Annotated in this window: 18 protein-coding genes; 11 read left to right on the plus strand and 7 right to left on the minus strand. The window is 69.9% G+C overall.

The window, feature by feature from the left end; all coding sequences use genetic code 11:
* Both AB0F17_RS40280 and AB0F17_RS40285 read left to right on the plus strand, forming a co-directional pair.
* Window positions 1-2,898 carry a type 2 lanthipeptide synthetase LanM family protein gene (locus tag AB0F17_RS40280; RefSeq protein ID WP_358034198.1) on the plus strand — a complete coding sequence of 966 codons (2,898 nt, stop codon included), beginning with the start codon at window positions 1-3 and terminating at the stop codon, window positions 2,896-2,898.
* Window positions 2,895-4,808 carry an ABC transporter ATP-binding protein gene (locus AB0F17_RS40285; protein ID WP_358034200.1) on the plus strand — a complete coding sequence of 638 codons (1,914 nt, stop codon included), beginning with the start codon at window positions 2,895-2,897 and terminating at the stop codon, window positions 4,806-4,808. The genes AB0F17_RS40280 and AB0F17_RS40285 overlap by 4 nt, the downstream gene beginning before the upstream one ends.
* Here AB0F17_RS40285 and AB0F17_RS40290 read toward each other — a convergent pair.
* The 4 genes from AB0F17_RS40290 to AB0F17_RS40305 form a co-directional block, all read right to left on the minus strand.
* The gene (locus AB0F17_RS40290; protein WP_358034202.1) at window positions 4,783-6,738 is read right to left on the minus strand and encodes an AAA family ATPase; all 1,956 of its coding nucleotides are present in this window, start codon (window positions 6,736-6,738) and stop codon (window positions 4,783-4,785) included. The two genes, AB0F17_RS40285 and AB0F17_RS40290, sit on opposite strands and share 26 nt — an antisense overlap.
* A 77-nt stretch (window positions 6,739-6,815) precedes the next feature.
* Window positions 6,816-7,886 (minus strand): Glu/Leu/Phe/Val dehydrogenase dimerization domain-containing protein, encoded by a 1,071-nt coding sequence (locus AB0F17_RS40295; protein WP_358034205.1) that lies wholly within the window; start codon window positions 7,884-7,886, stop codon window positions 6,816-6,818.
* Window positions 7,887-7,916: 30 nt separating this feature from the next.
* The gene (locus AB0F17_RS40300) at window positions 7,917-9,632 is read right to left on the minus strand and encodes an APC family permease (protein ID WP_358034207.1); all 1,716 of its coding nucleotides are present in this window, start codon (window positions 9,630-9,632) and stop codon (window positions 7,917-7,919) included.
* Window positions 9,633-9,674: 42 nt separating this feature from the next.
* Window positions 9,675-10,802: an aminotransferase class V-fold PLP-dependent enzyme gene (locus AB0F17_RS40305; protein ID WP_358034210.1), complete on the minus strand. Its 1,128-nt coding sequence runs from the start codon at window positions 10,800-10,802 to the stop codon at window positions 9,675-9,677.
* 76 nt (window positions 10,803-10,878) lie between these two features.
* Between AB0F17_RS40305 and AB0F17_RS40310 the strand changes: the two genes are divergently transcribed.
* Entirely contained in the window at window positions 10,879-11,796 is a 918-nt protein-coding gene (locus tag AB0F17_RS40310) for a LysR family transcriptional regulator (RefSeq protein WP_358034213.1), read from the plus strand.
* Here AB0F17_RS40310 and AB0F17_RS40315 read toward each other — a convergent pair.
* A complete protein-coding gene (locus tag AB0F17_RS40315) occupies window positions 11,772-12,020 on the minus strand; it encodes an SCO4226 family nickel-binding protein (RefSeq protein ID WP_214638979.1) in 249 nt (82 codons plus the stop codon). The two genes, AB0F17_RS40310 and AB0F17_RS40315, sit on opposite strands and share 25 nt — an antisense overlap.
* A gap of 206 nt (window positions 12,021-12,226) precedes the next feature.
* Here AB0F17_RS40315 and AB0F17_RS40320 point away from each other — a divergent pair, with 206 nt between their 5' ends.
* From AB0F17_RS40320 to AB0F17_RS40355, 8 genes are all read left to right on the plus strand, one after another.
* On the plus strand, window positions 12,227-13,030 hold the full coding sequence (locus AB0F17_RS40320; protein ID WP_358034216.1) for an SAM-dependent methyltransferase: 804 nt from the start codon (window positions 12,227-12,229) through the stop codon (window positions 13,028-13,030).
* A 65-nt stretch (window positions 13,031-13,095) separates the two neighbouring features.
* Window positions 13,096-13,557, plus strand: a complete 462-nt coding sequence (locus AB0F17_RS40325; RefSeq protein ID WP_358034219.1) for a MarR family transcriptional regulator — start codon at window positions 13,096-13,098, stop codon at window positions 13,555-13,557.
* 210 nt (window positions 13,558-13,767) lie between these two features.
* The gene (locus AB0F17_RS40330; protein WP_030475722.1) at window positions 13,768-13,971 is read left to right on the plus strand and encodes a cold-shock protein; all 204 of its coding nucleotides are present in this window, start codon (window positions 13,768-13,770) and stop codon (window positions 13,969-13,971) included.
* A gap of 169 nt (window positions 13,972-14,140) precedes the next feature.
* Window positions 14,141-14,971 (plus strand): ACT domain-containing protein, encoded by an 831-nt coding sequence (locus AB0F17_RS40335; protein ID WP_358034221.1) that lies wholly within the window; start codon window positions 14,141-14,143, stop codon window positions 14,969-14,971.
* Window positions 14,972-15,165: 194 nt separating this feature from the next.
* A complete protein-coding gene (locus AB0F17_RS40340) occupies window positions 15,166-15,744 on the plus strand; it encodes a hypothetical protein (protein WP_358034223.1) in 579 nt (192 codons plus the stop codon).
* A 5-nt stretch (window positions 15,745-15,749) separates the two neighbouring features.
* Window positions 15,750-16,787 carry a hypothetical protein gene (locus AB0F17_RS40345; protein ID WP_358034226.1) on the plus strand — a complete coding sequence of 346 codons (1,038 nt, stop codon included), beginning with the start codon at window positions 15,750-15,752 and terminating at the stop codon, window positions 16,785-16,787.
* A gap of 252 nt (window positions 16,788-17,039) precedes the next feature.
* Window positions 17,040-17,831, plus strand: coding sequence for a hypothetical protein (locus tag AB0F17_RS40350; RefSeq protein WP_358034229.1), 792 nt, complete (start codon window positions 17,040-17,042; stop codon window positions 17,829-17,831).
* 70 nt (window positions 17,832-17,901) lie between these two features.
* Window positions 17,902-18,066: a hypothetical protein gene (locus tag AB0F17_RS40355; protein ID WP_358034231.1), complete on the plus strand. Its 165-nt coding sequence runs from the start codon at window positions 17,902-17,904 to the stop codon at window positions 18,064-18,066.
* 249 nt (window positions 18,067-18,315) lie between these two features.
* Here AB0F17_RS40355 and AB0F17_RS40360 read toward each other — a convergent pair whose 3' ends face one another.
* The gene (locus AB0F17_RS40360) at window positions 18,316-19,722 is read right to left on the minus strand and encodes a DHA2 family efflux MFS transporter permease subunit (protein ID WP_358034234.1); all 1,407 of its coding nucleotides are present in this window, start codon (window positions 19,720-19,722) and stop codon (window positions 18,316-18,318) included.
* A gap of 1 nt (window position 19,723) precedes the next feature.
* Window positions 19,724-21,349 carry an AMP-binding protein gene (locus tag AB0F17_RS40365; RefSeq protein ID WP_358034236.1) on the minus strand — a complete coding sequence of 542 codons (1,626 nt, stop codon included), beginning with the start codon at window positions 21,347-21,349 and terminating at the stop codon, window positions 19,724-19,726.
* Between the last annotated feature and the right edge of the window lie 79 nt (window positions 21,350-21,428).

The raw sequence follows: 21,428 nt of genomic DNA on the forward strand, positions 1-21,428 counted from the left end.
ATGGGGGAGTACACCGTAAGCGACACCGTGCTGGACCGCCTGCTCGAACCTTCACTGGAGCGGCTGGCGGCCCGGCTCGGGTCCGTCGCGGGCCTGGCGGAAACGGAACGCCGGGCCGTGCACGCGGGCGCCGCCAAGGCGCTGTTGGACACCGTGCGCCTGAGGACCAACCGGGTGCTGCTCCTGGAGCTGAACGCGGCCAGGATCACCGGGAGGCTCACGGGCGACGACTCGGAGGCCAGGTGGCGGGACTGGGAGTCCCAGGCGGCGAACCAGGAGTTCTGGGAGTCGCTCGGCGGCCACTACCCGACCATGCTCCCGCGCCTGCGCCGGCTGATCGGCAACAGGTGCGCGGCGGCGATGAGCCTGGCCCGCCGCTTCGCCGCCGACCGGCTGCTGCTCATGGCACTGCTCCGGCCGTTCGAGGGGGATGAGCCGGGGGAGTTGGTGAGCGTCGAGTTCGGCGCGGGGGACAGCCATCGCGGCGGGCAGAGCGTGGCGATCCTGAGCTGCGCCGCGGGCAAGGTCGTCTACAAGCCGCGCTCCGTCGCCGTGGACCTCGCCGTGACGCGGCTGCTGAACCAGTTGCTCGGCGACGAGCCCGCCGGCACGCGGATCAGGGTCCCCGACGTGGTGAACGGCGACGGTTATGGCTGGGCCGAGCACGTCGCCCACCGCTACTGCGCCGACGAAGAGGAGATGCGCTGCTTCTACCGCAGCCTCGGGCACTGGCTGGCCGTGATGCGGCTGATCGGCGGCACCGACCTGCACGCCGAGAACCTGATCGCCGCGGGCCCGATCCCGACCGTCGTGGACTGCGAGGCGCTGTTCACGCCCCACTCGCCGGAGCGCGTGTCCGGGTACGGGCTCGCGGCGGACCGGGCGGGGAGGCTGATCGGCGGCTCGGTGCTGGGCACCGGGCTGCTGCCGGGCCGGGGGCTGGCGCTCGGCTGGCGCGGCGTCGACATGTCGGCCATCGGCTCGCTGCCCGGCCAGCAACCGGTCACGGAGCTGCCCGTCATCCTCGGCGTCGGCACCGACGAGGCCCGGATCGGCTTCGCGCCCGTGAGCGTCCCGCTCTCGCTCAACCATCCGAGCCCGGAACCCGTGCTGAGCAAGCACTGGGACCTGGTGGTGGCCGGGTTCACCCAGGTGACCAGGCGGCTCAGGAAGATCGACGAGGGCGGCGAGCTGGAGGGGCGGCTTGAGGAGTTCGCCGACCTGCCGATCCGGGTGGTGCTCAGGTCCACCGAGAGCTACGCCGAGCTGCAGCGGATGCTCTGGCACCCGCAGGCGCTGCACGACGAGCCCGCCGCCCGGCGGCGCGCGGCGGACCTGCTCGCCAAGCAGGCGGCCAACGCGCCCGGCCGGCCGGACGACCCCGTGGTGATCGAGGCGGAGGTCGAGGAACTGCTGGACGGCGACGTGCCGTTCTTCGCCACCACGCCGCGCCGCGGCCGGCTCACCGGGCCGCGCGGCACTCTGTGGGGCCCCACCCAGGACCTGATCTCCGGGACGCTGCGCCGATGGCGGTCGGCCGACCTCGCGCTGGAGCACCAGGTGATCCAGTCCGCCCTGGTCAGCGCGTACCTGAACGAGGGCGGCGTACCCGACCAGCGGCGCCTGCTCCCGGCCGGCCTGGACACCGGCGACCTGGACCGCAGGCGGCGGGCGCTTGCGGCCGGCATCATGCGGTCGCTGTCCGAGGCCGCCGTGCGCGCCGAGGACGGCACGGTCACGTGGATCGCGCCGGTGCTCAACCCGACCGGATGGGCCGTGATGCCGCTCGGCCTCGACATGTACGGCGGAGCGGCGGGCATCGCCGTGCTGCTGGCGGGCTACCTGCGCGAGATGGAGGCGGGACGGGCCGACCCGGTGCCGGAGGCCGCGCCGCTGCTGGCCGACGTGCTGCGGACGATACGGATGGCTGAGGAGCAGTGGGCGGAGGACCGGGCGAAGATCCGGACGCGCCGGCCCGCGCCCGCCGGCGGCTACCTCGGCCTCGCGTCGCGGATCTGGGGCTGGCTGCTGCTGGTCCGGCTCGGCGTGATCGAGTCGGCCGAGGCGTTCTCGCGGTCGGCCGACCTGGTACGCGAGCTGCCCGCGGCGCTGGACTCCGACCCGTCACTCGACCTGGTACGCGGCATGGCCGGAGCGGTGGTGCCGCTGCTGCGGCTCCACGAGAGCGCGGGCGACGCCGACGCGGGAAAGCTGGCCGGGGAGATCGGCCGCAAGCTGGTGTCGGCGGCGCAAGTACGCGGCGACACCGCGTGCTGGACGGTCGACGGCTTCCCGGACGGGATCGGCGGCCTGGCGCACGGGGCGACTGGCATCGGCTGGGCGCTGGACCGGCTGGCGGCGGCCACCGGTGACACCGACTGCGCCACCGTCGCCGAGGCCGCCTTCGCCTACGAGGAGACCCTGTACGTCCCGGAGACCGGAAGCTGGCGCGACCTGCGCGGGCCGGACCAGATCGGGGCGGCCTGGTGCCACGGCTCCGTCGGGATCGCGGCCGTCGCGGCCGACCGGCTCATGGTCGGCCGCGGCGACCCCGAGCCGCTGCGTGATCTGCTGCGGCGCGCGGCGCAGTCCAGCCAGGCCGACGGCATCGGCTGGAACCACACCCTGTGCCACGGCGACTTCGGGGCCTGGGAGGTGCTGGACCTGGCCGTCACCGCCGGGCTCGGCGCGGGCGGGCTGGACCGGCCCCGGCTGGAGGCCCACCTGCTCGGCAGCGTCGAGAGGCACGGGCCGGTCAGCGGGTTCGCCAGGGACGCCTTCATCCCGGGGCTGATGCCGGGCCTCGGCGGAATCGTGTACCAGTTGCTCCGTATGCATCCCGAATGCACGCTGCCTTCGGTGCTGCTGCCCGATCCCGGTCCGGTGGTGGCGTCTTGAGCGCATCCGCCGACGCCCAGATGGTGTCGCCGTACTGGCAGCTCGACGACGCCGGCGACATGGGCTTCTGGCGGATGTGCCGGCGGCTGCCGGCCACCAGCCGGGCGGTGCTCTCGATCGTGGCGCGGGCGGCGCCCCGGCAGGCCGTCACGGTCGTGCTGCTCCAGCTCGTGTCGGGCGCCGCCACGGCCTTCGGCCTGCTCGCCACCACGGGGGCGCTGGAACGGCTGCTCGCCGCCGGCCCCACCGTGGACGTGGTGGCGGCCGCGCTGCCCATGCTCGTGCTCGTCGCGGGGGCGTACGTGCTGCGGGGCGCGGTCGAGATGGCCGTCGCGGCCGCGTACGCCCGGCTGACGCCCGCGGTGCGCCGGATGGCGGAGGGCGAGCTGTTCGCGGCCGGGCTCCGCGTGGAGCTGGCCGCCTACGACGACGCCGGTTTCTACGACCGGATGCAGCGGGCCCGCGACCGCGGCCTGTTCCACCTCGCGCGGGCCGTGGACAACCTGGTCGACCTCATCGGCGCGGCGCTGGCGTTCGCCGCCGCGTTCACCGGCCTGGCCGTCCTGCACGCCGCGCTGCTCCCGGTGCTGGTGCTGGGCGTGTTCCCGGCCGCCTGGACGGTGCAGCGCTCGGCCCGGCTGGCGTACGCGCACATGACCCGCACGGTCACCCTGAACCGCCGGGTCCAGATGATCACCGAGTTGGGCACGCAGCGCGAGCCCGCCCCGGAGATCCGCGCCTGCCAGGCCCAGGACTTCCTGCTGCGGGAGTACGCCGAGGTGGCCGACCCCCTGCGTGACCAGGAGGTACGCGTGCTGGCCGGCCAGGTGCGCGTCGGCACCGTCGGCCGGGCGCTGACCGGGCTCATGGCCGGCATCACGTTCACCGTGCTCGGCCTGCTGCTCCAGGCGGGCTGGATCCCGCTGGCGGTGGCCGGCGGGGCGGTGATAGCCGTGCGGACCGCGAACGCCGCGCTCAGCCGGCTGGTCCACTCGGCGCACCAACTGCTGGAGCAGGGCATGTACGTGGCGGACTACCAGGAGTTCGTCGACGACGCCGCCTCCAGGAGCCCCGCGGCGACCACCCGGCTGGCGCCCGCCGCGCCGCAGGTGATCACGCTGAGCGGCGTCGAGTTCGGCTACCCGGGCGGCACCGGCGACGCGCTGCGCGGCATCGACCTCACCGTCCGCGCGGGCCAGACCATCGCCCTGGTCGGCGAGAACGGCTCCGGCAAGACCACGCTCGCCAAGATCATGGCGGGCCTCTACGAGCCCACGGGCGGCCAGGTGAGCTGGGACGGCGTGGACATCCGCGAGCTGGACCCGCACAGCGTCGGCGACCGGATCATGATGGTGCTCCAGGACCCGATCCGATGGCCGCACACCGCCCGCGCCAACGTCAGAGCCGGCCGGCACGACCGCGACGACCCCGGTGACCTGGCACTGCGTGCCGCCGCCGAGCTGGCGGGCGCCGACACCGTGGTGGCGGACCTGCCCCACGGCTGGGAGACGCTGCTGTCGAAGTACTTCCGCGGCGGCCGGGAACTGTCAGGCGGGCAGTGGCAGCGGCTGGCCGTCGCCCGCGGCGTCTTCCGCGACGCGCCCGTGCTGATCTGGGACGAGCCGACCGCGCCGCTGGACGCCAAGGCCGAGTTCGCCGTGTACGAGTCGCTGCGCCGCCTGGCCCCCGGCCGGATTGTCATCCTGATCACGCACCGGCTGGCCAGCGTGCGCAACTCCGACCGGATCTACCTCCTGCACGAGGGCGAGCTGGCGGAGCAGGGCACGCACGACGAGCTGATCACCCGATCCGGCCGGTACGCCGAGCTGTACGAGTTGCAGGCCCGGATGTACGCCGACGAACTCCCCCTCAGCGGCGGTCGGGCTAGGGGCAGCGGCTCCGGCCGTTGACCGCCGCCCGAGCGCGGCGGCCGAGCAGCTCGGCGGCCCGGCGGCGGTAGACCAGCCGGGTCGGGGCGGGTGTGGCGGAGTACAGGGCCTCCCTCGTCAGCTCGTTGGCGAACTCGTACCTGCTGCCCACCACCACGAGCAGCCCCACCCGCAGCGCGCGCTCGCACTGCTCGGCCGCCACCTGCGGCGAGAGGCCGAGCAGCTCGCCCAGCAGCGCCGGATCGAAGGCGCAACGGAGCACGGAGGCGGCCCGCAGCAGCCGCTCCACCAGCGGGCCCATCCGGCGGACCCGCGCGAGCACCGCCGCGCGCAGCGCCTCCGGCACCCCGCGCTCGCCCGCCGCCAGGCCGCGCAGCAGCTCGACGACGAACAGCGGATGGCCGCGCGTCCGACGGAGGACCTCGTCGGCCCAGCGGCCCTGGCCGGCCTCGGCGGCCAGCCGCGCGACCACCTGCGCGGGTAGCGGCCCCAGCTCCAGCCGGACGGCCGCGCGCCCGAGCGCGTCCATCGCCGCCGCACCCTCCGCCGCGCCTGCCGCTGGGCCCGCCGCCGCGCCGCCCGTGTCCTCCGCTGTGTCCTCCGCCGGGCGCGCCGTCGCGACGACCAGCAGGCGGGCGCCGGAGACTCGGCGGGCCAGGTAGTGCACGAGCTCGACGGTCGCCGTCCCGGCGAGATGCAGGTCCTCCAGCACCAGCAGGACCGGCTTCCCGGCCGCCAGGGCCCGCAGGAAGGCGACCACCGCCTCGTACGCGGACCGGCGCCCGGCCTCCCCGCCCGGCCCCTCGCCCTCCTGCCGCAGCGCCGGCGCCGCCTCCGGGATCAGCCTGGCCAGCGCCCGCGCCCCATCGCCCACCATGTCGCGGAGCACCGGGCCGGCGAGCCGGGTGACCTGCGACGCCAACGCGTCGGCGAACGGCTGGAGGAAGAGCGAACGCTCGATCTCGTGGCACTGCGCCCGCAGGACGATCCCGCCGGTGGCCCGCGCGACCCGTACCGCCTCGTCGGCCAGCCGGGACTTGCCGATGCCCGCCTCGCCCACGATCAGCAGCACGGCGGTCCGCCCCGCCACGGACGCCGCCCAGGACCGGGAGATCCCGGCCACCTCCACCGCCCGCCCCGGCAGCGCGGAGCCCCCTTCCCTCGCGGCCGCGGTCAGGGGAGCGACCGGCTGCTCGCGCAGGATCGCCAGGTGCACGGCCCGCGTCTCGGCCGCCGGGTCCGTGCCCAGCTCGGCCGCCAGGATGTCGCGCAGCCGCTCGTAGGCCAGCAACGCCCGCGCGGGCTCGCCCGCCGCGGTATGCGCCCGCATCAGCAGACGCTGCGCGGCCTCGTCGAACGGGTCCGCGGCCACCGCCGCCTCGGCCGCCCGCCGCGCCCGCCCCGGCTCGGCGATCCGGAGCGCCGCCGTGGCCGCCGCGTGGCGCGCCTGCCTGAGCAGCCCGGCCGCCTCGCCCCGCGCCGCCGCCGCCCAAGGCGCGTCGAATTCCCCATCCAGTACGGCACCGCCGTCGAGCAGCTGGATCGCCCGCGTCGCCGCGGCGACGGCCACGGCCGCCTCGTCCACCGCCAGCCGGCCCTCCGCCTCCGCGATCAGCGCGGTCGCCTCGTCGAGGTCCACGCTCACCGCCGGCGGCTCGCCGAGGCGGTAGCACCGTCTGCCGCCCGTCACGGCCTGCGGGCCGAGTGTCCTGCGCAGCCTGCTCACCAGCGTGGCGACGTTCTCCGCCGGCCGCTTCGGCGGGCGGTCGCCCCACAGCGCCTCCACGACGCGGTCGGTGGGCACGGCGTGGCCGCGCTCGACCGCGAGCAGTTTCAGGAGCGTCCTGGCCCGGCCGCCGACCGTCCCGCGCAGGCCGTCCCGCTCGACCGCGAACGACCCCACCAGCCGGATCAGCACTCTGCTCTCGCCTCCGCCTGTCCCATTGATCATGGTGTTCCCGCCGCCTCCCGTCTCCCCACCTAGGAGGCGTGACAGGATGTTCCACGGCGTGAACACCTCGATCGACGTCAGTCGTCGAGGCTCCGTGCCGCCAGTCTCGCGTGCGCGATCGCGGTGGCGGCTTCGACCGTGGTGATGTGCTCGCGGTCCGCCCGCTCGAAGACGTCGCCGACGATCCCTCCCACGCCTTCGACGCGCGCGGTCGAGCCGGCGTCGTCGTGACCGAGGAGCTGACCCTCCAGATACACCAGCCCTCCGGCGTTGGCGAGGAAGTCCGGCGCGTACAGGATGCCCCTCCTGGCGAGCGCGTCGGCGAGTCCGGGTTCGGCGAGCACGTTGTTCGCGCCCCCGGCGATGACGCGGCACCGCAGCCGGGGCAGCGTCTCCTGCGTCACCACCTCGCCGAGAGCACAGGGCGCGAACACGTCACAGGGGGCCGAGACGATGTCCTGCGGCGACATCCACCGCGCGCCGTACCGTCCGGCCACGTCGCGGGCGCGTTCCTCGACGAGGTCGGCGAGCACCACTTCGGCGCCCTCCGCGCGCAGGAGGCGGGTCAGGTGGGATCCGACGTTGCCGGCTCCCTGAACGGCCACGGTCGCTCTGGCGAGCTCGCCGGAGCCGTGGGCGGCGCGCAGCCCGGCCCGGATCGCGGCGAGAACCCCCAGCGCCGTGTACGGAGAAGGGTCGCCTTTGTCGCAGACGGGCGCGGTCTCGCGGCCGATGACCTCGATATCCGCCTGTACGGTTCCGACGTCGTTGACCGGGATGAACCGGCCGCCCAGCGTGGCGATGAACCGGCCGTGGGCACGCAGGAGAGCTTCGGACTTGTCGCGTGCCGGATCGCCGATGACGATGGCGGCGCCGCCGCCGAGGCCGAGCCCCGCGGCCGCGGCCTTCAGCGTCATGGCCCGTGCCAGGCGCAGGCCGTCGGCGAGCGCCTCCGCTTCGCTCGCGTACGGCCACATCCGCACCCCGCCCAGCGAAGGCCCGAGCGTGGTGTCGTGGATGACGATGATCGAGCGCAGCCCGGTGGCCGGGTCACTCCCGAACACGACCTGTTCCGCGCCGTACTCCTCGATGCGGTCGAACAGCTCGGAACCGCTGCGAGATCCCACTGCCGCGACGTTCACTTCCATGTCTCTCCTGTCTTGATCTCGGGGTCGGGGTCAGCGCGCGATCGCGGCGCCATCGTCCTTGGCATGGTCCAGGGCGTCCTCCTCTCCGACGAAACCCGACGCGAGCATCCGCGCGACCTTGGCATCGGAGAGCCGGGTCCTCACGGCCCATCCGTAGATGACCGCGGTCCACACCAGGACGACGACGAACCCCCATCCGAAGCCGATCAGTCCGAGGTTGCCGGCCGCCTGGCTCTGGTCGGGGTAGTCGCCCAGGTAGCCGATGAGAGCGAGGCCACCGAGCCAGGGGAAGAACCAGGAGGACGAACGCAGTTCGAGGGCGGGGCCGTCTTTGATGAACGGATGGGTGACGACGAACACCGCATAGCCGATGAGGACGGCGACGTACAACTTCCAGCCGGTCTGCCAACCCGTCCAGAAGATGATGAGGTTCGAGGAGTAGAAGGCCAGGAAGGGGATGACGTCTTTGCCGGGGATCTTGAAGGGCCGCGGGTGATCCGGAAGGGACCGGCGGAAGGCGGCCAAGGCGAGCGCGCCGGATCCGAGCGAGAGCACGGTCGCCGCGGTCACGAACCCCACCAGCGACTGCCACCCCGGGAACGGCAGGAAGAAGATGACGCCGACGAAGAAGGTGAGGAGCAGGCTCACCCACGGCGTTCCGCGTCTGTTGAGGCGGCTCAGGTTGGACGGGGCGTTCCTGTTGCGCCCCATGGCGTAGGTGACCCGGGACGTGCTCGTGGTGTAGATCAACCCGCTGTCGGCGGGTGACACCACGGCGTCGAGATAAAGAACGACCGCCAGCCAGTTGAGTCCGAGAATCGTCGCGAGCGCGGCGAGGGGGCCGAAGACGCTCGTGGAACCCGACGCGAGCGAGATCTTGCCCCAGCCCGCGGCCAGCGCGTCGGGAGAGAGCGACCCGATGAACACGATCTGCAGCAGGATGTAGAGGGCTCCGGTCAGCACGACCGAGCCGACGACGGCTATGGGAATGTTGCGGCGAGGATTGTCGGTTTCGCCGGCCAACTCGATTCCCTGCCGGAAGCCCAGGTAGGAGAAGACGACACCCGAGGTGGCGATCGAGGTCAATATCCCCTTCAGGCCGAAGGGGGCGAACCCGCCATGGCCTCCGGCGGCGGAGTCGGCCAGGTTGAAGTTCCCGCTGTGAAAGGCGGTGACCGCGAAGGCGACGATCACTACCACGATGACGGCGAGCTTCCACCAGACCAACGCGTTGTTCGCCCGCGCGAACCATTTGATCCCGTACAGATTCACCGCCGTCAGAACCCCCATCAGGAGAACCGCGATCACGAACCCGAACGGAAAGGTCAGCACCGGAACGCCGTCCACCTCGTGCATCAGCGACGGGAAATGCACCGAGCTGTACTGCATGGCGGCCTCCACCTCGATGGCCGCCGCCGATCCGCAGGTGATCCACAGGATCCAGCCGAACCCGTAACTGGCGAACGAGCCGAACGCGTAGTGGGGAAATCGCGTCACTCCTCCCGAGAGCGGGAACATCGTCCCAAGCTCGGCGTAGACGAGAGCGATCGTCATGATCATGAATCCGCCGATGATCCAGGAGAAGACGGCCGCCGGGCCGGCGGTGTTCGCCGCGCTCTGGGCTCCGAACAGCCAGCCTGAGCCGATGATGGCGCCGACCGAGGTGAACAGCAGTCCGACGAGCCGGACGTCGCGGCGGAGTCTTTGGCCTGAGCCGTCGCCGACCGAGCCTGAGGGGATTGTCATGGGGCTTCCTGACGTAGAAGGTGGGCGGTGCGAGATCGGGGGCTATGAGCGCCGAGCGCTCGCGAAGATCGTGGACATCGCGTCGGCGAGGCGGTGAACGTCCTGAAGGGTGTTGTAAGGCGCCACCGATACCCGGACCATCGGCCGGCTCTTCCACACGCGAACGGGCGCGTCGATCGCGAACTCCTCGCGCAGACGGGCGGTGACGGCCGCCGGATCGCAGTCGGGCACGTGAAAATACGCAAGCTGGATCGGCTGCTCATCCGCAAAAGGCGCGAACCCCGCCTCGGTCATCACCGTGCGTGCGCGGCGCAGAATGGCGCGGCATTCGGCATGGCGCCCGTTGACTTCGACGAACGCGATCGCGGCGGGAATCGCGAGATATCCCGACGGGTCACGCGCGCTTCGCCAATCCTGGCTCGGTTCGTACCGCGTCTCCCCGAATCCCCAGCCGACCGCCGGCGGGACCAGCGCGGACTGGACGTCACGGCGCGCGTGGAGGAACGCGGCGGCCTTGGGCGCACACAACCACTTGTGGCAGTTCCCGACGTAGATGTCGGCGCCCATGGCGGTCAGATCCACGGCCAGTTGGCCCGGGCCGTGGGCGCCGTCGATGATCGAAAGGACGCCGGCCGCGCGCGCGAGCCGGCACAACCGCTCGATCGGCATCAGCAACGCCGTCGGCGATGACACATGGCTGACGACCAGGGCCTTCGTCCGTTCGGTCGCTCCCGCCCAGATCTCGTCCGCGGTGCTGCCCGCCGCGCGCACGACGCGCGCTCCCGTCCGCGCGGCGACGGAGTCCAGGGCGTTGAGAACGGCTCCGTACTCGTGCTCCGTCGTCAGTACCTCGTCTCCGGCCGACAGCCTGAGGGACCGGAAGACCGCGTTCAAGGCCACGGTCGCGTTCAACAGCAAGGCCAGGTCGTCGGCGTCGGCTCCGACGTACGCGCCGAGAACCGACCGCACATGGGCCAGGTGGCCGTGGAGGCGGACGTCGAACATCAAGGACGGCGAGCGCTCGAGCTCGCGTTGCCAGCTCTGATAAGCCTCGAAGACCGGTCGCGGGCAGGCGCCGAAAGCGCCGTGGTTGAGGTGAGTGACCGCCCGATCGAGCAGAAACAGCTCACGAACCGCTGCCGCGGATGGAGAAGGGCGTGTTTTCGGCACACCGCGACCCTAGGAAGACCAGGGGATATGTGTCCAATGCATAGGTTTGAAGTAATACATCAGCTAATCTGATGGCATGGAGGTCGACCAGATCGCGACGTTCCTCGCCATCGAGCGGTACGGCGGCTTCACCCGGGCCTCGGAGGCGCTGCACGTGTCCCAACCGGCGATCAGCCGGCGGATCCGCCTGCTCGAACAAGAGCTGGGCGCGCCCCTGTTCGAGCGCGTGGGGCGCGGTGTCCTGCTCACCGAGGCCGGCCAGGCGTTCCTGCCCTACGCCGAGACGCTGCTCACCGTCATGCGGGACAGCCTCGGCTCGGTTCGAGAGCTCAGCGGCGGGCGCACCGGGCAGGTCGTCCTCGCCTTCGTCGGCACCCTCGCGAGCACGAGCCTCACCCGAGGGCTACGGAGTTTCCGCATCGGCCATCCAGGTGTACGGCTGCGCATTCGCACGGCCACCAGCGACGGCGTCAGCGACCTCGTCCGCCGCGGCGAAGCCGTGCTCGGCCTGCGTTACGACGACGACAACCACCCGGACATCATCTCGACGAAGACGTACGACGAGGAACTGGTGGCGGTCGCCGCACCCGACCACCCGCTCGTCGGCGGGCACCACCTGGATCCCCGGCGACTGGCCGAGCACCCATGGATCACCTTTCCGCCGCGCCCCGGCGAGGCCCGCCAGCCCTACGCCGACGCACTGGAACGGCTGCTGGGCCGGGACGCGCTCACCACGACGGAGATCGTGCCGATAGACAGTCTGACGGCACAGATCAAGATGGTCGAAGCCGGCTTCGGCCTGGCGCTCCTGCCACGCAGCGGCGTCGAGGACGAACTCGGCTCAGGCCGGGTCCGCATCCTGGATCTGGCGGACGCGGCCTTCTCGATCCCGGTCGTCCTCATCCAACGACGCCACGGCTTCCTCAGCGGCGCCGCCAAGGCGCTCCGGGATCTGCTCCTGAAGCGCGATCAGAGCGCCAGCGGCACGGGGTGAATCTCGTCGGCGGGGTGGCCCGAGCGCTGGTGAATCCGTTGTACGGCCTCCGCGCTGGGCGCGTCGGACAGGCAGTAGATGACACCTTCGTCGGGATCCGCCCAGGCCTGCACGAAGGAGACTCCCTCTTCCCCCTGGATCGCGAGGTCGGCCTCGTGCGCTTCACGGAACTGCTCGTCAGTGATGCCCACCATGTTGTGGTGGACGTCCATGAACCTCGTCATGGGTTCCTCCTGCGGTAGACGGCGAAATCCCTCCCAGCCTAAATCCGACATACGCCATTAATCACCCCAAGATTCATCAAACGGCATGTCAGGGAATGGTTGCTTGCCCGAGGTTTAGCGGCCCGCATATCGCCTCAAAACCGCGTCTCCCTCATCTTTCCGGATATGATCATCAAGACTGTTTCCGACCTCGCGAGGAGTCCACCGTGACCGACAAGTCGGACTTGTGGGCAAATGGCATCGACACAACGCGGCCCAGCATCGCCCGGGCCTATGACGTCGTGCTCAACGGCAAGGACAACTTCGAGGTCGACCGCGCGTTCGTCGCCGAGATCGTGAAGGTCGTCCCCGAGATCTACGATGTGGCCACGTACAACAGGCAGATTCTCGGCCGGGGCGTGCGCTTTCTCGCCGAGCGTGGCATCACGCAGTTCATCGACCTCGGCTCCGGCCTGCCGACGGTGGAGAACACGCATCACGTCGCGCAGCGGGCGAATCCGGAGTCGCACGTGGTCTACGTCGACAACGACCCGATGGTGCTGGCCCACGGCCGGGCGATCCTGGCCGAGAACGACCTGACCGGGGTGGTCACGTCCGACCTGCGTGACCCGGCGGCGATCCTGAAAGACGAGACGGTCAAGCGGCTCATCGACCTGGACCGGCCCGTGGGCCTGATGCTGGTCGGCATCCTGCACCACCTGCACGACGGCGAGGACCCGAAGGGCATCGTCGATGCCTACATGGCGGCCATCCCGTCGGGCAGCTACCTGTTCATCACCCATTTCTGCTCCGCCACCCAGGACGCGCGTGACGCGGAGGAGAAGTTCCTCGCGCTGCTCGGCACCGGCCGCTTCCGGACCCCCGAGGAGATCACCGGGTTCTTCGACGGGTTCGACCTGCTCGAGCCGGGGGTCGTCCCGCTGCCCCTGTGGCGTCCCGAGGACACCGTCCCCGAGGTGCTCAGCGTCGGTCAGCGCCTCATGTACGGCGGCATCGCCAGGAAGCCCTGACCCGCTGCTGGGCCGACGGTAACGGAAATCGTGGGTAGCCCCAACGGGTTGGCTACACTTCCCGCATGGAGACAGCCCCCAGCCGCCTGCGCGGGAAAGCCAGCTGGCTGATCAACAAGACCTCGCTGCACGCGCACCGGCTGATCACCGAGGGGCTGAGCCCGATCGACGCCCGGGGCTACCACTTCGCGATACTCGCCGCGCTGGAGGAGTACGGCCCCGCGAGCCAGGCGAGCCTCAGCCAGCGCTGCGGGATCGACCGCAGCGACACCGTCGCGATGGTCAACGAACTCGCCGACCAGCAGCTGGTCCTCCGCGCTCCCGATCCGGACGACCGGCGGCGCAACGTCATCACCATGACCCCGGAGGGCCGCCGGCGGCTCGATCAACTGGACGCCGTGCTGGGCGAGGTCCAGCGCGACCTGCTCGCCCCGCTGTCACCCGCCGACCGCGAGCGGCTGGTCGACCTGCTGGGCCGCGTCCTCGACCACCACACCTGCTCGGCGGACCGCCGCGTCGGCCGCTGACGCGGTCGCGTGTCGGCCCATCGGCGGGGGGTACGTGCTATCCTGAACTCAGTTGCAGTTCTGGTACCCAATGAACTTTGTGTGCGCCTGACGGGACGTAGCCCTCGGGCGCATTTTGTTTGCCGGTCATTTCCGGATGGGTCATTTCGGCGACGTGGGGCCCGTGACGTGCGGGTTCTGACTACTGCGCCTATCCAAGAGGAGATCGACATGGCGACTGGCACCGTGAAGTGGTTCAACGCAGAAAAGGGCTTCGGCTTCATCGAGCAGGACGGCGGCGGCGCTGACGTCTTCGCCCACTACTCGAACATCGCCGCCCAGGGCTTCCGCGAGCTGCAGGAAGGCCAGAAGGTCAGCTTCGACATCACCCAGGGCCAGAAGGGCCCGCAGGCCGAGAACATCGTTCCCGCCTGACGTTACGCACAACGAGCCGGGGTTCGCACCTGAACAGGTGCGGGCCCCGGCTCGTCGCGTTGCGGGCCCGAGTCGCCCCCGCATCGCGGGCGCGGCGCCCCGTGAGGATTAATGTCGGCGAAACCGCACGTCACGTGGCCGCGAAACAGCCGGCTGCCATCCTGCCTCCATGAGCGATGCGAAAGATGTAGATCGGGCGCACACTCCTGAGCAGGCCACCGCCTCGTGGAAGCGTGAGGTCGTAGAGCTGGCGGTGCTGTTCGTGGCGGTCGGTCTGGCCCACCTGTTCGCCACTCTTATGGGGCACTCCGCCCCGGGCCCCGCGGTGCTGATCGCACTCGGTGCGGGGCTGATCGTCTGCGCCTTCGTCCACAAACGGCTCGGCACGCGGCGCGGAACCCGGCGTCCCGCCGCCGAGGTGATCGATATCGAGGGAGGCCGGCCCATGAAGCTGTGGCGTATCCGCACTCGGGTGGTCGACCGTCCGGGCCGTCTGGCGGAGCTGGCCGCGGCGTTCGCCAGGCTGGACTGCAACGTCCTGGCCCTGCACATCGCCGCGACGGGCAGCAGCGCGATCTCTCCGTCCGGCTGCGACGCGCTGGACGAGTTCGTGGTCGAGGCGCCCGCCGAGCTGAGCGAGAAGGACCTGCGCTCAGCGGTCGGCAAGGCCGGCGGGCTCGACATCGTCATCGTCCGCGCGTACGTCAAAGACCTCGTCGATCCCGGTGTCCAGGCCCTCGTCCTGGCCCACGCCGTCAGTGAGGATCCCGAGCAGTTGCCTCACGCGATGGCGGAACTCCTGCGCGCCGCGGACGTCCAATGGCGACTTCCCGGAGACACCGTCGCCGGCGGCGGCGAGTCCGGCACCACCATGGTGATCTCCGTTCATCCCGAACGGGCGCTCCTGGTCAGTCGCCCCGCGTTGCCGTTCACGCCGGCGGAGGCGGCCAGAGCCGCCGCGCTGGCCGCCAGCGTGAGACAGCGGCGCTACTCCGACTGAACAACCGACTCACGACCACCCAGGCCCGGGCAGCGCAAACCGTCTCTCCGATGATTACATATAGTCATCATATGATCACAAAGAGTTGATAGATGCTTGCTCGGGCCGTTTCAGCCGAGTGATCGCGGAGCAGGATGAGATCACCCGGGAGCGCATCCAGACAGGACGCCGGGTTTCTACGGAAGGAATCGGCAATGTTCAAGAGCTGTCTGCGCATCCCGCTGGTCGGTGCCGCCGGTGTGCTGGCCGCCACGATGGTGGCCCTTCCCTCGCAGGCCGATGAGTGCCCGGACTCAACGACCTGTCCCACCACGGTGACCTTCACCGTGACCGCCAAGGACGGCCTGAAGGTCAGCGTGCCGGATTCCAAGCTCATCGGAGATGGCTGGGGGGGCCAGCAGGTCAGTGGAGTTCTTGGCCCGGTCACCGTGACCGACGAGCGGGCCGCGCTCGTCGCCACCTGGGTGGCGTCGGTGGACGCCTCGGCGGGTGGCTTCACGACGGGCGGTGGCACCCCCGCTGAGACGATTCCCAACACGGATGTTCTGTACTGGTCCGGCACCGCGACCGCCACCACCGGTACCGGCACCTTCGTCCCGGGCCAGGCCACCGCGGCGGCCGCGCAATCGCTGAACGTATCGCGCACCGCCTACAGCAAGATCACCGGCTCCGGTGACAACTCCGCCACATGGAACCCGTGGATCGTCATCAACCTCCCCGCCCAAGCGGTGGAAGGCACCTATACCGGCACGGTGAACCACTCCGTCGCCTAGCTCATATGCCTACCTCGCTGTTGCGCAGGCCCGTCTACACGACGCTGATGGCGCTCCTGCTGCATGTGGTGATCAGCGCTCCCGCGGTCGCGGACTCGGGGAGCCGAGATGGGGCGAGTTCGAGCGATAGGGACAGCATCGGCATCAAGCTGCTGGAGGCTCCCGCCAATCGGATGGACGACCCGCGCTCGCGCGTCTTCATCGTCGACCATGTCAATCCCGGCACCACCTTCACCCGGATTTTCGAGGTCTACAGCACCTCACACGAGCCTCAGCACGTGGAGTTGTACGCGGCCGCCGCCGGTATCAGGGACGGCCGCTACACCTTCGCGCCGGACCGCACCTCCAACGAGCTGAGCGAGTGGGTCAGGCTCAACCGTTCGTCCGTCGACCTGCCGGCGAACGGCAGGACACGGGTGAAGGCCACCGTCGCCGTGCCGCAATGGGCCGGCAAAGGAGAGCGGTACGCCGTCGTATGGGCACAGGTCTCCTCGGACAGGCCTGGATCGAAGGGGAACGTGAAACTCGTCCATCGTGTCGGGATCCGCTCCTATCTCGACGTGGGTCTGGGCGGGGAGCCGCCTTCGGACTTCGAGATCGGCGGGGTGGTGCCGGGGCGCACCGAAGACGGACAGCTGAAGATCGTGGTGGACGTCTCCAACACCGGCGAACGCGCGCTCGACTTCGACGGAGAGCTGTCGCTGTCGGACGGGCCGAGCTTTCTGCGCGCCGGCCCCTTCCCGGTCAATCGCGACACCACCCTGGCGCCCGGCGACCAGGGAAACGTCATCGCACTGATGGGCAAGGACCTCCCCGCCGGGCCGTGGAAGTTTCACCTCACCCTTCGCAGCGGCCGGGTCAGCCACACGGCGACCGGAACGCTCACCTTCCCCGAAAAGCCTGGAACGTGGGGAGTGCCGGGGTCGTTGGACTCTCCTTGGACGCTGGCCCTCGCGGTCGCCGGGCTGATAGCCCTCATCGCCGGGGTGATCCTCCTCGTCGCGTTCCGTCGCTTCCGCGCGCGTCGGCCGAGTCCGACGTGAGGTTTCCCGTGCCCCAAGATTATAGGGCCCGAATTGATTAGTGCCTTCATTTGTTTTTCATTCACGCGATGTCGAGCCCGACTAATCACTTAGGCGGCTTATAGGAGAGATGTCCGATCACCGTGGTGTCGGATTGGTGATGATCCTCTGTCTATGAACGTTCTTGTGGCTACAGCGCCCGGCTCACGTTATCTTGTCACGGCGGATACTTCCGTGGACCGGTAGCTCAAGATCGGCAAAGGACGTCGGCTGATGAAAAGCAAGCGCACCTGGCAGGTCATGAGGAATTTCGCCGACAAGGCGCTCCTCAACCTTCCCGTCACGGCACTTCTTGGAATGGCGGTTCCGGGCCTGGGCGTCGCGGTGACACTTGTCGATGACCAGGCTCATGATGCCGTTGTCCTGTCCTTATTGATTTGCGCGGCGCTCGGCGGACTTTCGATATGGCTGCGGCACACCGGCGATGGCGGCTACAAAGAGGTCGCCGCCCGATTGGCCCGGACGCTCTCCGGCGGCGGGCTCCCGGTCATCGTCGCTCTCGGCCGGCTGTGCAGTAAGAACGACGCAATCGAGGCGAAAGCCGCAGCCGATATTTTAATCCACCAGATCGTCGCCGCAGCCAGGCGTACCTGCAGCCACGCCAAGCAGCCAGGCTTGACGCGGGCTGCTTACTATAAGTTCGGGCCAGATGGGTATCTTCAACTGGTAAGCGCGCTTTGGGGAGTCGGCTCGCCTCGGAGCAGGTTAGGTGTCGATGGTGATCACGATAGAGATCTCCTGCAATTCGCATCGAACCATCTGCGGGTGAAGCGCGTAGATGATATTAGCCGGGAGGATTCCTTCCTCGACGTCCTGGAGATGGGGAAGCCCCGGTATAAGAGCTGTATCGCCAGCTCTGTCGGCGTCAAGGAGGCCGGTCTCAAAGAAGGGCTGCTCGTGGTGGTCTCACCCGAGGCGAAAGCGTTCGAAGATTCGGATGTAGAGGCGCTCAGACTGCTCGGCGGGGCGCTGGCGGCAGGTCTGGCGCATGTTCGTGGTCTGTGAGACTTTGATGGCAGCGCATCGAAGAGGCAGTCAATGCAGGGAGGGAGCCTAAATGGAAAACGGACCTACTGTGAGTGACGAAGTCATCGAAAGAGCCGAGCAGGTCGCGGACGAGCGGCTTGATGTGGACGAGTATTACACGGACGTCGAACGACGCGCCGTCCTGCTGGTGGAGAAGGAAGTCAAGAGGCGCCGCGCGAGACTTCGACTTCGCTGGCGGGCCACCGGAGCTTGATCGCTGGAAGTCCCCCGGGCGGCGGCGTCTCCTTGGATTCAACGGGTACGACTACGCAGCGCAGGCAGTTGCGGTCCATACCGTTGAGGCTGACTCACCTCGTTCTTCGTCGCCCGACTCAGCCGGACCGCTCGGCGGCGGCGGGCTTCAGCTGGATCGCGCGGACCCTTTCGACATCGGCGACTCGTGTCGCGGATCACTCTTCCAGCAGGCCGAGCAGCGGCGCCACGCGGGCGCGGGACTCGCCGGTCACGGTGGCTCCGTGCCGGGTTCGCGCTGACCGGCGTTCGCCGTGGCGGGTGCCTCCGGGCTGCGCAGGCCCGCGGCGGCGACGGCGATGAAGGCGCAGATCCCGAGCATGGTCGCCCAGACGCCGTGATAGGCGCCGATCTCACCGACGCGGTTCCCCGACAGGACCAGCACGAGCGCCGACACGCCGATGACCGCGCCACAGGCCCGGGAGGTGACGGACAAGGCGGTGCCGGTGGCGAGCCGCGCGGGCGGGATCTCGGCGACGGCGGCCCCGCTGAGCGAGGTGACCAGCACGGCGATGCCCACCCCGGTGACGACGACCGAGGGGAAGACCACCGTGAGGTAGGCCTGGCCGCCTCCGGTCGCGACCGCCAGGTAGGCCGTGGCGAGCGACAGCAGCACGACCCCGCACAGCGCCAGCCTGCGATGCCCGGTTCTCGCCGCCAGCCGTCCGGCGATCGGCGCGGTGAGGACCTGCGCGACCGCTCCGGGAGTGATGGCGAGCCCCGCCTGGGCCACGGAATATCCCCAGATCCTGGTCAGGAACAGGATGTTGGCCAGCGGCAGGGCGAATATCACCAGGCCGAGCAGGAACATCGCGAGGTTGGCCCGCTGAGTGCTCCGGGCCCGGAGGATTCTCAGGTCCACGATGGGCGCGGGATGCGAGCGCGCACGCCGGATGAACAGCACGCCGACGACGACGCCCGTGGCGAGGGCGGTGATCGTACCCGGGCTGCCCGGCCCCCACGCGTCACTCTGCACGATGGCCAGTGAGGGCAGGCCGATCGCCGCCACCAGCAGGATCAGGCCGACGATGTCCGGCAGCCGGGACGGGGTGGACGGAGGCGTGCGGGCCAGGGTCCGCCACGCGCCGGCCAGCACGACGAGCCCGACCGGCAGGTGCAGGAAGAACACCGTGCGCCAGTCCCAGACGCCGACCAGCAGACCGCCGAGCGAGGGCCCGGAGGCGGTCGCCACCGACTGCGTCGCGCTCCACAGCCCGATCGCCGTGCCGCGCCGTTCCGGCGGATAGTACGGCAGGATCAGGGCCAGGGTCAGCGGGGTGATCACGCCGCCGCCCACGCCCTGCACGACCCTGGCGGCGATCAGGATGCCGGCCGAGGGGGCGATCGCGCACAGGGCGGCGCCGATCACGAACACCGTCAGCCCGGCCAGGAAGACCCGGCGATAGCCGAACCGGTCGGCCAGACCGCCCGCCGGCAGCAGCGCCGCCGTGAACGTGATCGCGTAGCCGTTGAACACCCACGACAGTTCCGGCAGCCCGCTGCTCGGAAAGCTCCGGAGCATGTCGGGGAACGCGATGTTCGCCAGCTGTACGTCGATCGCACCGAGAAAGGCACTCCCGCACAGCACCGCCAGCGGGAGCGCCCGGGATCCGCGCATCTCAGCTGGACGCCGCGCCGAACCGCTCCCTGAGCTCGACCTTCCGGATCTTGCCGGTGATGGTCCGCGGCATCGCCTCGACCACTTCGAGGCGCTCGGGCCAGAACCAGTTGTTCACGCCGGCGTCCTTCAGGTACGTCCGCAGATCCTCAAGCGTGGGCGGCTCGCCCGACGGCGTCACCACAGCGCACACCAGCTCGACCAGCGTCGGATCCAGGATGCCGATGAGCGCGATGTCGCGGATGCGGGGATGCCTGCCGAGCAGCGCCTCGATGTCGCTCACCGGTAGCTTGAGACACAGGTTGGTGATGATGATGTCCTTGGTCCGGCCGGAGATGCGCACCCCGCCGTACCCGTCGTCGCGGGCCAGGTCCCCGGTGTCGAACCAGCCGTCCGGCGTGAGCGACTTGGCGTAGATCTCGTCGCGCCGGTAGTAGCCGAGGCACTGGGCCGCGCCGCGTACCTGCAACGCGCCGATCTCGCCGGCCGGGACCGGCTGGTTCTCCTCGTCGACGATGCGAGCCTCCATGCCGGCCACGACGGTGCCGTCGCTCTCGCCCGCCCGCTCCGGCGGGTCTTCGGGCCGGGTCATGGTGACGCCGCCGTTCTCGGTCATGCCCCACAGCGCGTACACCCGTACGCCGAGGATCTCGCTCACCTGCTCCACCAGGTGCGGCGGGACGGGCGCCGAGCCGGACACGAAGATCCGCAGAGTGGGGATCTTCCGCGGGTCGGCCTGCTGCTCCTCGCTGATCTCCCGGGCGAAGGGCGGCGTGCCGTAATACATCGTGACGCCGTGCTCGGCCATGAGGTCGAGGTAGACGCCGGGGTTCCAGAGGTCGGCCGTGACCGCGGTGCCGCCCAGCATCAACGCCTGAAGGTAGGTCATCACCAGGCCCACATAGTGCATGGAGGTCTGCGCCGTCATGATGACCAGGCTGTCGTCCAGGTCGTACGCGTCCCCGTAGCCGCGGATGGCGGCATGCAGGGTGTTCTGGCTGTGCAGCGCGCCCTTGGACTCTCCGGTCGTCCCCGAGGTGAACAGGATGAGGAAGGGATCGTCCGGACCCAGCGCGCGCCCGGCCAGCTCCGCGGGGTCACCGGGTTCGGGGTCGAGGAGGTGTTCCTCGAATCCGATGGATCCGGCCGGGCCGTCGCCGCCGAGGACGACGACGTGCTCCAGGGTCGGGATCTCGCTCGCGAGCGTCATCGCGGTCTCCGCGGTCGGCAGGTCACCGAGGCGGTTCACGGTGATGAAGACACGCGCCTCGGTCAGCCGGATCATGAAGTCGAGCTCGCGATGCCGGTAGATGGGGAACTGCGGCGCGATACGCGCGCCGACTTTGATGCAGGCCAGCGTCAGCGGCAGCATCTCCCTGCGATTGGGTAACTGGATGGCGACATAGTCTCCCGGCTGGACGCCCAGCCGGATCAGGCCGTGGGCGATCCGGTCGGTCAGCCGGTCCAGCTCCGCGTAACTCATGACGTCGGTCCGGCCATCGGCGACACGTCGAGTGATTAGTGCATGTTTGTCAGGAAATGTCGCGACGTTATGCCGAAGGTCATCCAGGAAAGTCGCGCTTCGCCACCAACCGTTGCGCCGATACTCCTCGTGTGTGTCCGTCACGCTCGCCCGCCTTTCGTCAGGCGCCCCGCAGACGCCCTTGGCTTCTGATCCGCACGAAATTCAAAATACGGCATATAGG

Origin of the sequence: Nonomuraea sp. NPDC026600, from assembly GCF_040638335.1 — a bacterium.
Taxonomy (GTDB): domain Bacteria; phylum Actinomycetota; class Actinomycetes; order Streptosporangiales; family Streptosporangiaceae; genus Nonomuraea.

Excerpts from the sequence above, each read along its gene's own strand:
- AB0F17_RS40280 (WP_358034198.1), top strand. The coding sequence starts at position 1 with ATGGGGGAGTACACCGTAAGCGACACCGTGCTGGACCGCCTGCTCGAA.
- AB0F17_RS40290 (WP_358034202.1), bottom strand. The coding sequence starts at position 6,738 with ATGATCAATGGGACAGGCGGAGGCGAGAGCAGAGTGCTGATCCGGCTG.
- AB0F17_RS40295 (WP_358034205.1), bottom strand. The coding sequence starts at position 7,886 with ATGGAAGTGAACGTCGCGGCAGTGGGATCTCGCAGCGGTTCCGAGCTG.
- AB0F17_RS40300 (WP_358034207.1), bottom strand. The coding sequence starts at position 9,632 with ATGACAATCCCCTCAGGCTCGGTCGGCGACGGCTCAGGCCAAAGACTC.
- AB0F17_RS40310 (WP_358034213.1), top strand. The coding sequence starts at position 10,879 with ATGGAGGTCGACCAGATCGCGACGTTCCTCGCCATCGAGCGGTACGGC.
- AB0F17_RS40315 (WP_214638979.1), bottom strand. The coding sequence starts at position 12,020 with ATGACGAGGTTCATGGACGTCCACCACAACATGGTGGGCATCACTGAC.
- AB0F17_RS40325 (WP_358034219.1), top strand. The coding sequence starts at position 13,096 with ATGGAGACAGCCCCCAGCCGCCTGCGCGGGAAAGCCAGCTGGCTGATC.
- AB0F17_RS40330 (WP_030475722.1), top strand. The coding sequence starts at position 13,768 with ATGGCGACTGGCACCGTGAAGTGGTTCAACGCAGAAAAGGGCTTCGGC.
- AB0F17_RS40335 (WP_358034221.1), top strand. The coding sequence starts at position 14,141 with ATGAGCGATGCGAAAGATGTAGATCGGGCGCACACTCCTGAGCAGGCC.
- AB0F17_RS40340 (WP_358034223.1), top strand. The coding sequence starts at position 15,166 with ATGTTCAAGAGCTGTCTGCGCATCCCGCTGGTCGGTGCCGCCGGTGTG.
- AB0F17_RS40345 (WP_358034226.1), top strand. The coding sequence starts at position 15,750 with ATGCCTACCTCGCTGTTGCGCAGGCCCGTCTACACGACGCTGATGGCG.
- AB0F17_RS40350 (WP_358034229.1), top strand. The coding sequence starts at position 17,040 with ATGAAAAGCAAGCGCACCTGGCAGGTCATGAGGAATTTCGCCGACAAG.
- AB0F17_RS40360 (WP_358034234.1), bottom strand. The coding sequence starts at position 19,722 with ATGCGCGGATCCCGGGCGCTCCCGCTGGCGGTGCTGTGCGGGAGTGCC.